Source organism: Mycobacterium sp. (assembly GCF_049280035.1).
In the GTDB taxonomy this organism is placed as follows: domain Bacteria; phylum Actinomycetota; class Actinomycetes; order Mycobacteriales; family Mycobacteriaceae; genus Mycobacterium.
On the sequence record NZ_JBAPPI010000199.1, the window covers coordinates 1 to 2,844 of the forward strand.

A 2,844-nucleotide genomic window follows, 5' to 3' on the forward strand; every position below is an offset into this window, starting at 1 on the left:
CCGGGGCCTTCTTGACCGAACAGCAGCAGGCAGTTGCGCGGCAGCGTCGTCTGTTCGAGTCGCATTGCGCCGGGCACATTGTCGACCGCGACCACCGTCAGGCCCGCTTCCGTCGCGAAGCGCAGCAAGTCGGCGGTGCATTCGTGATGGCACAGCCGTTGGTAGCGGTCGGTGACCATGGCGCCGCGGCGATTCCAGCGACGACGCCCCACGATGTGGACGGTGTCGACGGCGAACGCGTTGGCGGTGCGCACCACCCCACCGATATTGGCGTCATGGCCGAAGTTTTCGATCGCCACATGCAACGGGTGTCGCCGCTTGTCTATATCGGCGACGATCGCCTCACGCGTCCAATACCGGTAGGCGTCGACGACGTTGCGGGTGTCGCCGTCGCGCAGCAGCGTCGGGTCGTACCGCGGGTCGTCGGGCGGCGGTCCGGTCCAGGGGCCGACTCCGCTTGCCGCAACGCCCCATTCGGTGGGACCGGGCTCAGTCATCGGGTGGTCCAGACCGCGGCGTGGGTGCCCACCACCGCAATGGTCGCGTAGAGCAGCGCCTCGTTGATGTCGCCCTGCGTGCATAGCGACGCGCTGACATGCACGGCGTCCAGCGATGCTTCCGGCAGGATCAGCACCGAGGACCCGTAGGCCGAACAGGCCGGGCTAAGGCCGGGGGCAGGTAGCTTCGGTGCGGCGAGCAACATCATCGGACCGCCGCGAGCCGCGGAGTCATCGCGGTATTGCGCCGCGATCGCGTCGGCGTCCAACCCGAGCAGCATGTACCCCTGACCGGTGAAGGCAGTCGGATCGCCGAGCGAGGCCTGGGTCAGCTGGGTGCCGTCGGCCCGCCACGCGGCCACGCTGGTGGTCTTGACCACCAGGCCGGTGTCGTTCTCCTTCGTCGGCAGCACCCCGACCGGGAATGCCGCCGGGTAAGCCGCGACGGACTCGGCGATCCGGTCGCGGGGTGAATAGAGGTACACCCCACGCACCGCGCTGCGGTCCTGCACCGGGCCCAGGCACACCGTGCCGGTCAACCGCTTGCCGCCGGGGGCCGAAAGAGATTGGATGACAACATTTTTCACGTTCTCACAGCTGCCGATGCCGGCGGCCTCGATGGGGTGCGCCAGCGCGCCGTAGAGGCCGAACCGGATGTCGCGGGCGTCGGTATGGGCCTGGGCGGGGTCGCTCGGCGCCGCGTCGACGTCGACCAGCACGTAGTCGTCCTGCCAGCGCAGGTTGGACATCGACGTGTTCCAGCCCAGCACCGCCAACGACTCGCCAAGCCGGGCGGTCAGCGCGCCATAAACCCGGTCGTTGTGAACCGAACCCGAGCAGGCCGCGCAGCACGCAACCGCCAACGCCGCAATCCTCGCGATGAGAGTCCGCACGGTGATTTGCGGCGATCGCAAGCGCGGCGAAGCCGGGCGCAGCGGGTCGTCGCGCGACAATTAACGCAACCCCAAGTCCGTCAGTCCCAGCACGCTGCGATACGGCAGGCCCTCGGCTTCGATGGCTTCGGCTGCGCCGGTAGCGCGGTCGACCACGGTCGCCACGCCGACCACCTGTGCGCCGGCATCCCGCACGGCGCGCACCGCGGTCATCGCCGAGGCGCCGGTGGTACTGGTGTCCTCCACCACCAGGACGCGTTGTCCGGAAACATCGGGCCCCTCGATAAGACGTTGCATGCCATGGGTTTTCACTGACTTTCGCACCACAAAAGCGTCGATCGGGCGACCGGGTGCGTGCATGACGGCGGTGGCGACCGGATCGGCGCCCAGGGTCAGGCCGCCGACGGCCGCGTACTCCCAGTCGTCGGTGAGTTCGCGGATCAGCCGGCCGATCAGCGGCGCCGCGCGGTGGTGCAGGGTGGCGCGACGGAGGTCGACGTAGTAGTCGGCTTCTTTGCCCGACGACAACGTGACGCGACCGTGCACCACCGCCAACCGGCGCACCAGCTCGGCCAACTCGTCACGGTCAGGTGCGGCCACGGCCCCGGCCGAAGGTTCTGGTGGCGACGCGCGCCAGGTTTCGCGGCACCATCCGTGTTGCGGTGGTGATCGCCTTGTACTGCATGCCGGGGATGATGACCACTTTGCCCCGGGCGATATCGGCCAGGGTTTCCCGGACGACGTCGTCGACCTCAAGCCACATGAACGACGGCAGCGCGGTCATGTCGATGCCGGCCCGTTCGTGAAATTCGGTGTGCACGTAGCCCGGACACACCACGTGGATGCCGACACCGGTGCCCCGCAACCCGCTGGCCAGGCCTTCGGTGAACGACACCACCCACGCCTTGGACGCCGAATAGGTCGAGCCCCGCCCGGACAGTAGCCCCGCAACGCTGGCGATGTTGACCACGATGCCGGCACCGGCGTCGATCATCGCCGGCAAGGCGGCCCGGGTCAGCTGCATCACCGCAGTGACATTGACGTCCAACTGGGACTGCAGCAAGGCGGGATCGGCGGCCCAGAATTCACCGGACGTGGCGAACCCGGCGTTGTTCACCAACACGTCGACGCCAGCGGCCAACCGCTCTGCGACCTTGCCGCGGTCGGCCGACTCGGCCAGATCGGCTGGCAGCACTTCGACGGCACGCCCGGCCTCGTTGTGCAATTCGGCGGCGAGTTCGTTAAGCCGATCGGCGTCGCGGGACACCAGCACCAAGTCATAGCCGTCGGCGGCATAGCGGCGCGCGAAACCCGCGCCGATTCCCGAGGTTGGGCCGGTGATCAGGGCGACGCGGCGCGGCATGACCGACAGCGTAGCGAAGGTATCAGCGCTGGTAGTGGGTGGCCTGGTAGCCGTTGCGGGCCGGCGGCGGACGCCGCACTGGTGCGCCGGG

The 2,844-nt window shown here is 68.6% G+C and carries 4 protein-coding genes; all 4 read right to left on the reverse strand.

The genetic code is table 11. The features are described 5' to 3' along the window. Positions 1-497: TrmH family RNA methyltransferase (locus tag WAN71_RS06500; RefSeq protein ID WP_422224547.1), on the reverse strand; the 497-nt coding region annotated here is incomplete at its 3' end. After that, positions 494-1,390: a hypothetical protein gene (locus WAN71_RS06505; RefSeq protein WP_422224550.1), complete on the reverse strand. Its 897-nt coding sequence runs from the start codon at positions 1,388-1,390 to the stop codon at positions 494-496. The genes WAN71_RS06505 and WAN71_RS06500, both read right to left, overlap by 4 nt. Positions 1,391-1,450: 60 nt before the next feature. Next, positions 1,451-1,990 carry an orotate phosphoribosyltransferase gene (gene pyrE / locus WAN71_RS06510; RefSeq protein ID WP_422224548.1) on the reverse strand — a complete coding sequence of 180 codons (540 nt, stop codon included), beginning with the start codon at positions 1,988-1,990 and terminating at the stop codon, positions 1,451-1,453. Next, complete coding sequence (locus WAN71_RS06515; protein WP_422224549.1) at positions 1,977-2,753, reverse strand: SDR family NAD(P)-dependent oxidoreductase; 777 nt, start codon at positions 2,751-2,753, stop codon at positions 1,977-1,979. Before WAN71_RS06515 ends, pyrE begins: the two co-directional genes overlap by 14 nt. Between the last annotated feature and the right edge of the window lie 91 nt (positions 2,754-2,844).